Source organism: Kineosporia sp. NBRC 101677 (assembly GCF_030269265.1).
Classification (GTDB): domain Bacteria; phylum Actinomycetota; class Actinomycetes; order Actinomycetales; family Kineosporiaceae; genus Kineosporia; species Kineosporia rhizophila.
On record NZ_BSTA01000070.1, the window covers coordinates 1 to 255 of the forward strand.

A 255-nucleotide genomic window follows, 5' to 3' on the forward strand; every position below is an offset into this window, starting at 1 on the left:
GTGGCCTAACCCCTTGTGGGAGGGAGCTGTCGAAGGTGGGACTGGCGATTAGGACGAAGTCGTAACAAGGTAGCCGTACCGGAAGGTGCGGCTGGATCACCTCCTTTCTAAGGAGCATCTGAAAGCCTGCCTGGTCTTCGTGCCGGGAGCTGGGCTCAGAGAATGCCACTGCTCAGGCAATGAGCCGGCCCAATCATGTGGCCGGCCTGGTTCTGAGGTGGCTGCTCATGGGTGGAACATCGGTTGGAGCTCGAT

The 255-nt window shown here is 59.6% G+C and carries 1 rRNA gene; it reads left to right on the plus strand.

The features are described 5' to 3' along the window. Positions 1–107 (plus strand): 16S ribosomal RNA (locus QSK18_RS35790); the annotation flags it as partial. Between the last annotated feature and the right edge of the window lie 148 nt (positions 108–255).